Consider the following 6,832-nt stretch of genomic DNA (forward strand, 5'->3'; position numbering starts at 1 on the left):
GTGCGTCGTCCTCAGAACGGTTCTGGCAGCTGCAGGATGCGGGCCACCTTTTTTGCCCGCTCAAGCGCCTCGTCAAGCGTTCTGCCCAGGCAGGTGGCGTGACCCATTTTCCGGCCATGCCGGGGCTCTGCCTTGCCGTAGAGATGCAGCTTCACGCCCGGGATGGCGAGGACGCGTGCCCAGTCGGGCTCGCCGTCCGCTTTTTCCCAGGCGTCGCCCAAAATGTTGAGCATGATGCCGGGCGTTTTAAGCGAAGTGCTGCCGAGGGGCAGCCCCGCCATGGTTCTCACCTGCTGCTCGAACTGGCTCGTCATGCACGCTTCAATGGTGATGTGCCCTGAGTTGTGAGGCCTCGGCGCCGTTTCATTGGCGATGACGGAGCCGTCCTCGAGCACGAAGAACTCGATGCAGAGAACGCCGACGTACTTCATCGCGTTGGCAATCCGGATGGCGTCCGCTCTTGCGAGGGCTTCGGTTTCATCGGGAATTCTCGCGGGGAGAACCGTTTCGGCAAGAATCCCGTGCAGATGGTGGTTTTCAAAAACAGGGAAAGTGGCCGTCTCTCCGTCAAGCCCTCGGCAGACAATGACGGAGCACTCTGTCTTCAGCGCGAGCTTTTTCTCGAGGATGCACTCCACTTTCCCGAGCGACAGGTACGCCCGCAGAAGCTGTTCCTTTTTGTCGACGACGACCTGCCCCTTTCCGTCATAGCCGAGCCTGGCCGTCTTCAGAATGCCAGGAAAGAGCTCCGCCGGCGCCTCCTGGCAGTCAGATTCAGACAGGATGGGAGCGTGGGGGGCGACCGGAACTCCGGCGGCTGCTATGAAGGCCTTTTCCTTGTTCCGATCCTGAGAAATGGAGACAGCCTCGGCAAGAGGCGCGGTGCGGCAGCCTTTTTCAGCCAGATAGGCGAGCGAGGCGGCCGGGACGTTTTCAAACTCCGTGCTGACTGCGGGACACAGCGAGGCCATCTGATCCAGCGCTTCGCGGTCCTTGTAGCTTTTTTTAATCCGAAGCGCGGAAACTTCACCGGCCGGGCTGACCTCGCCGGGATCGAGGACTGCGACGTGGTAGCCGAGGCGGCTGGCTTCCACGCTGAACATGCGCCCGAGCTGCCCGCCTCCCATCATTCCAAGCCAGCTGCCGGGCAGCAGGACGTGTGAGTCAGTCATTTTTCAGCATGCCTCCTTGAAGTCGCTCGTAGGAAGGGCCATGTTCCGGGCAGCCTGGTTCTGGGAGGCCATGAATTCCGTCATTTTCCGGGCCAGCACGGGATCGCTCGCCGCGAGCATCCGGACCGCAAAGATCGCCGCGTTGGCAGCCCCTGCCTCGCCGATGGCAAAGGTGGCCACAGGCACGCCTTTCGGCATCTGGACAATGGAGTAGAGCGAATCCTGGCCTCTGAGATACTTGGAGACGCAGGGAACGCCCAGAACCGGCAGCGTGGTTTTGGCCGCCAGCATTCCGGGCAGGTGCGCAGCTCCGCCGGCGCCGGCAATGATGCATTTGATTCCGCGGCCGCGCGCGGACTCCGCATAGGCGAACATTTCGTCGGGCATGCGGTGCGCGGAGACGACGCGCGCCTCAAAGGGAACGCCGAACTGCTCCAGGATCCGACAGGCGCCGCTCATGACCTCCCAGTCGGAGGCCGATCCCATCAGAACACCAACCACTGGTTGTTTGCTGTTGTCCATTTCTTCAATCCTGCAAATAGAGAGAGGGATTAAAAAACGGAGGAGCGGGATTCGCATCCCTCAGCCTCCGTTCAAACCGCTGCGGTTCAGATCCCATCAGCCGAGCCTGATGCCGGTGAGGCGGAAGAGGGCCTCGCGGTATTTTTCGCTCGTGCGGTTGATGACGTCCTCGGGCGGAACCGGAGCGGGGGCCTTTTTGTCCCAGCCGGTCGACTCAAGCCAGTCGCGGATGTACTGCTTGTCGAAGGAAGGCGGAGAAATGCCGACGTTGTACTGGTCGGCGGGCCAGAAGCGGGAGGAGTCCGGAGTAAGGACTTCGTCCATCAGGCGGACCCGGCCTTCGTTGTCAATGCCAAACTCGAACTTCGTATCGGAGATGATGATGCCCTTGGTTGCGGCATATTCAGCGGCGCGGCGGTAAAGCTCCAGAGTCGCATCGCGAATGGTCTTTGCAATGTCTCCGCCGTAGCGCTTCACGCACTCTTCGTAGCTGATCGGCTCGTCGTGCGTGCCGACCGGCGCTTTGGCCGACGGCGTGAAAATCGGCTCGTCGAGCTTCTGAGACATCTGCAGGCCCTTCGGCAGCTTCACGCCGGAGACGGAGCCGCTGGCGACATATTCCTTCCAGCCGCCACCGGTCAGGTAGCCGCGGGCCACGCATTCGATCAAAATGGGCTTGAGCTTCATGGCGACCACGGATCTGCCTTTGATCTGCTCCACTTCGTCGGGAGCAACAACAGACTCAGGCGCAATGCCGGTCAGATGGTTCGGCAGAACGCCTTTTAATTTCTCAAACCAGAAGTTGGTGAGCGCTGTCAGAACCTGCCCCTTGTAGGGGATGGGGGCCCCAAGGATGAAGTCGAAGGCGGAAATGCGGTCGGTGGCCACAAGCAACAGCTTGTCATCGCCGACGGCGTAGCTGTCCCTCACTTTTCCGCTGTAAACGAGCGGAAGCGACTTCAGGCTGGTTTTCAAAAGGCCTGTCATGGATGGTTCTCCATAAAAGAGATTTGCAAGGACACGGAAGCAAAATCATTTTAACCCTGCTGAAGCGGGGAAAACGCCGGGGTTCACCAAAAGGCGTCGAGCAGAACCAGCACCCAGATCAGAGCGTCCGCTGCCAAGGTGATAAGCACAGCCAGGCTGCCGAGATCCTTAGCCTTTTTGGAAAGAGGATGAATTTCCGGCCCGATCCGGTCAATGGCAGCCTCAATGGCTGAATTCAGGGTTTCGACGATCAGGAGGAAAAAAAGCGAGAAGGCGAGCAGGGCGCTCTGCGTCCTGCTGACCGGCAGCAGAAGCGCTACGGGAATCAGCACGACGCTGAGCCAGAATTCCTGCCTGAATGCCTGTTCGGAGGACCAGATGGCCCGGAAACCGTCAATGGAGTAGCCGAAGGCGTTGACCAGCCTGCGCAGCCCTGTCCTGCCTTTGAGTTCGCGAGCGTCACCTGTCATGTCAAATTCCAAAAAAGAGAGGCGGATCAGCGTGAAGGATCCGCCTCGGGGGCTGGGGATTTCCTGGGTTTAGATGACCTTCTGGGAAATGGAGCCGTCCTCATAGCCTTTTGCGAACTTGGACAGGGGAACCGGATGAATCTTCGCTCCCTGTCCCTCGCAGCCGAAGGCGATATAACGGGATTTGCACATTTCCTGCTCGGCCTTTCTTGCGGCCTTCAGATAGCTCCTGGGATCGAAGTCTCCCGGATGCTCAACCAGGAAGCGGCGGACGGCTGCGGTCATGGCAAGGCGGATGTCGGTGTCCACGTTCACCTTGCGCACGCCGTGCTGAATGGCCGTCTGGATTTCCTTGACGGGAACTCCGTAGGTTTCCCTCATGACTCCGCCGTAGCGGCGGATTTCGGCTAGGAACTCCTGCGGGACGGAAGACGAGCCATGCATGACGAGATGGGTGTTGGGCAGCCTTGCGTGTATCTCCTTGACGCGGTCAATCGCCAGGATTTCTCCGGTAGGCTCACGGGTGAATTTATAGGCCCCGTGGCTGGTCCCGATCGCGATGGCCAGGGCGTCGAGCTGGGTTTCACGGACGAAGTCCGCGGCCTGCTCGGGGTCGGTGAGGAGCTGCTCGCGCGTGAGGGAGCCTTCCGCTCCCTGTCCGTCTTCCTTGGCGCTTTGCAGCGTCTCGAGCGAGCCGATGCAGCCCAGCTCGCCCTCAACGGAAACGCCGATGCTGTGGGCTGTTTCAACGATGCGGCGCGTGGTCCTGACATTGTATTCGTAGCTCGCCACGGTCTTGCCGTCGGGCATGAGCGACCCGTCCATCATCACGGACGTGAAGCCGTAGCGCATGGCGCTGAAGCAGGCCGACGGACTCCTGCCATGATCAAGGTGCATGGCAACGGGGATGTCCGGGTAGGACTCGACGGCCGCCTTGATGAGATGCTCGAGAAACAGCTCGCCTGCATAGCTGCGGGCTCCGGCGGAAGCCTGAAGAATGACGGGAGCGCCCGTTTCTTCGGCCGCGGACATAATGGCCTGGACCTGCTCGAGATTGTTGACGTTAAATGCGGGGATGCCGTAATTGTTTTCAGCCGCGTGATCAAGCAGCTGACGCATTGCTACAAGAGCCATCTAAAAGACTCCGAAAAGGTGCTTAGGGTGGCCCTTATTCTATCAAAGCACTGTGTCAGTTTCCCTAAGGCCGAAGGGGGTGGCAGTCAACCCTGCAGGAGGGACTTGTCCCTGCCGATCTGCTTTTTGATGCCTCCCAGGATGCCCTGGGCGAGCTGCCACTGGTAGTCCTCGTTTCTCAGCCTCTGTTCTTCGGAGGGGTTGGAGATGAACGCCGTTTCAACGAGGATGGAAGGGATGCCCTGCCCCTTGAGGACGGCAAAGCCGGCCTGCTCCACATTGTGCTTGTGGAGGTTGTTGAGCTTCGAGAGCTGTCCTAGAACGCTTTGTCCCAGGGCAAGGCTGTAGCTGATTTTCCAGGAATTGGACATGTCGACAATGACATTCTGGACTTTGCGGTTGACTCCCCTGAGGTTGATGCCGCCTATCAGGTCGGCCTCGTTTTGCTGCTGGGCGAGCCATTTGGCCGCAGCCGAGGAGGCGCCTCTTTCGGAGAGGGCAAAGACAGAGGATCCGCTAGCGCTGGGGGAAATCCAGGCATCGGCGTGAATGCTCACCAGGAGGTTGGCCTTTGCTTTCTGAGCGAGACGGACACGCTCGCCGAGCGGAACGAAATAATCGCTGCCTCTGGTTTTAAAGCACTGGATGTCATTTTCCTTCGCAACCAGTTTTTCCAGCTTCTGGGCGATGGAGAGAACGACGTCTTTTTCGTGGGTTCCCGCACTGCCCGTGGCGCCCGGGTCCTCACCGCCGTGTCCCGGGTCGATCATGAGAGTGATCCGCGGGGAGCCGGAGGTAGGCGCGCCGGCAGGGCTGCGCGAGGGGCTCTCGGCCGCAGGCTTCCGACTGCCGCCAAGAGCCGCGGCTATCGGGTCGTCCTCGGCTTCGGCGGAGTCAGCCGGCCGGGGAGACTTCGGATAAAGATCCATGACCAGACGCCGGTTGTAGTTCGCGATCGGTGCCAGTTCAAAAATCTCAGGGCGGATGTCTTCCTTCACGTCGATGACCAGCCGCACGACGTTGGCCTTGTTCTGGCCGATGCGGATGGCGGAAATGGTGGGGCCGCTCGGGCGGACTTCGCTGATCTTCTTCTTCAGACTATCGGAAAGCGCGAGCCCTTCGATGTCTACGACCATCCGGACGGGGGATGAATCTCGGACGACAAATGAGCGGAACTTGAGGTTGCCGTTGTGTTCGATGGTGATGCGCGTGTATTCGCTCGCGGGCCACAGCCTCACGTCAAGAATGTCTGCGCCATAGGCGATGTCCCATGGCAGAAGCGAAAAAAGGAGAATCCCGCCGCTGCGGGCGAGAAAATCGCGACGAACTAAATCCATTGCCTACAAACCTCTCGAGCGGCCGCATCCCCGGCCTTCCCGCAGGGCTCCAGCCGGGCTTTTCTTCCGTCTTTAAACAATGAAAGAGAGATGGTCAGGTCGGGCGCGGGGAGAAACGGCAGGGCTTTTTCGGACCATTCGCAGACCGTGAGTTTGCCCGGTCCGAAGAGATCGCGGAAGCCTGCGTCATCGAACTCCTCCGGGGACTCAAACCGATAGAAGTCAAAGTGATGCACCGTGAAAAAGGGCGCGTCATAGGTCTCAACCAAAGTGAAGGTCGGACTTTTGACTCTGCCGGTGATCCCCAGCGCGCGCAGCATGGCCCGGGTGAGGGTGGTCTTGCCCGCGCCCAGAGTTCCGTCCAACCTGAGGTTGAAGCCGCTCTCGTTTATTTTCCGGCTCAGGCCGCAGAATGCGCCTGCAAGCAGGCTGCCCAGCCGGATAGTGGCCGACTCATCCTCCAAAACAAGGGGCGAACAGGAACTGACGGTTGCCATTGCGGACGGAGTAACTTAAAGGGGAAGATAAAAAAAGCTGAAAATCCAGCCGTCGGGTATTTTAAATTTAAACCCACGGACGGAATGCCTTGCTATTTTATTTATTGTTGAATATAATACAGATCTCTGTCTGCTCAAACAAGCAGAAAAAGCAGGCCGGTGTAGCTCAGTTGGTAGAGCAGCGCATTCGTAATGCGAAGGTCGGGAGTTCGACTCTCTTCACCGGCACCAGGCTTCCATCCCGGATCGCCCATGGGCGATCCGGGATTTTTCTTTTCCCTCCGTTGAAGTGGTATTGGTTTTTTGGACACAAAGGAGCCCAAAACCATGTCCATCCCGCTCTCCATTAGAGAACAAGCCTGCGAGGGGCTTTTACACGGTCGCCCCAAGAAAACTCTGGCCAGAGAGCTTGGAATTTCAGCAGGAGCCGTTCGTGACTGGTCCATTTTTATTCAGAATGGATTTTTCGACTGGGTCAGCAGACCCAACGTAGGTTTTCGAAAAGAACTGCTTCAACGAGCCGTTTGTTATTGGCTGAATCACTATCCGATCGGCTACAGCGATGTGGCCAGACTCCACGGCGTCCGGCCTGCCGGCCTCTATGCGGCTATACGGAAAGCTCTTGCTAAACTTCCTGAGCAGTTGCGCCCGAAACGCATTCGTTTCTGGGATGAGAAACCGGCAGACTCACTTGGGAAATTCAAAATGGCCAT

At 58.8% G+C, this 6,832-nt stretch carries 7 protein-coding genes, 1 tRNA gene and 1 pseudogene; 2 read left to right on the forward strand and 7 right to left on the reverse strand.

Going from position 1 to position 6,832, the window contains the following annotated elements; translation table 11 throughout:
- Nucleotides 1–11 precede the first annotated feature (11 nt).
- The 7 genes from MAF45_RS02735 to tsaE form a co-directional block, all read right to left on the reverse strand.
- Nucleotides 12–1,172: a 5-(carboxyamino)imidazole ribonucleotide synthase gene (locus MAF45_RS02735; protein ID WP_237978018.1), complete on the reverse strand. Its 1,161-nt coding sequence runs from the start codon at nt 1,170–1,172 to the stop codon at nt 12–14.
- Between the two features lie 3 nt (nt 1,173–1,175).
- Nucleotides 1,176–1,712 carry a 5-(carboxyamino)imidazole ribonucleotide mutase gene (purE, locus tag MAF45_RS02740; protein WP_370659304.1) on the reverse strand — a complete coding sequence of 179 codons (537 nt, stop codon included), beginning with the start codon at nt 1,710–1,712 and terminating at the stop codon, nt 1,176–1,178.
- Between the two features lie 78 nt (nt 1,713–1,790).
- Nucleotides 1,791–2,681: a phosphoribosylaminoimidazolesuccinocarboxamide synthase gene (locus MAF45_RS02745; RefSeq protein WP_237978020.1), complete on the reverse strand. Its 891-nt coding sequence runs from the start codon at nt 2,679–2,681 to the stop codon at nt 1,791–1,793.
- Nucleotides 2,682–2,764: 83 nt separating this feature from the next.
- The gene (locus MAF45_RS02750) at nt 2,765–3,151 is read right to left on the reverse strand and encodes a diacylglycerol kinase (protein WP_237978021.1); all 387 of its coding nucleotides are present in this window, start codon (nt 3,149–3,151) and stop codon (nt 2,765–2,767) included.
- A 69-nt stretch (nt 3,152–3,220) separates the two neighbouring features.
- Complete coding sequence (fba, locus tag MAF45_RS02755; protein ID WP_237978022.1) at nt 3,221–4,285, reverse strand: class II fructose-bisphosphate aldolase; 1,065 nt, start codon at nt 4,283–4,285, stop codon at nt 3,221–3,223.
- A gap of 86 nt (nt 4,286–4,371) precedes the next feature.
- Entirely contained in the window at nt 4,372–5,622 is a 1,251-nt protein-coding gene (locus MAF45_RS02760; protein WP_237978023.1) for an N-acetylmuramoyl-L-alanine amidase, read from the reverse strand.
- A complete protein-coding gene (gene tsaE / locus MAF45_RS02765; RefSeq protein WP_237978024.1) occupies nt 5,613–6,119 on the reverse strand; it encodes a tRNA (adenosine(37)-N6)-threonylcarbamoyltransferase complex ATPase subunit type 1 TsaE in 507 nt (168 codons plus the stop codon). The genes MAF45_RS02760 and tsaE overlap by 10 nt, the downstream gene beginning before the upstream one ends.
- A 155-nt stretch (nt 6,120–6,274) precedes the next feature.
- Here tsaE and MAF45_RS02770 point away from each other — a divergent pair.
- Nucleotides 6,275–6,350, forward strand: a tRNA-Thr gene (locus tag MAF45_RS02770).
- A gap of 96 nt (nt 6,351–6,446) precedes the next feature.
- A pseudogene (locus tag MAF45_RS02775) lies at nt 6,447–6,832 on the forward strand (hypothetical protein); the annotation flags it as partial.

The sequence above is a fragment of the Mesosutterella porci genome (genome assembly GCF_022134585.1).
GTDB classification, from domain to species: Bacteria; Pseudomonadota; Gammaproteobacteria; order Burkholderiales; family Burkholderiaceae_F; genus Mesosutterella; species Mesosutterella porci.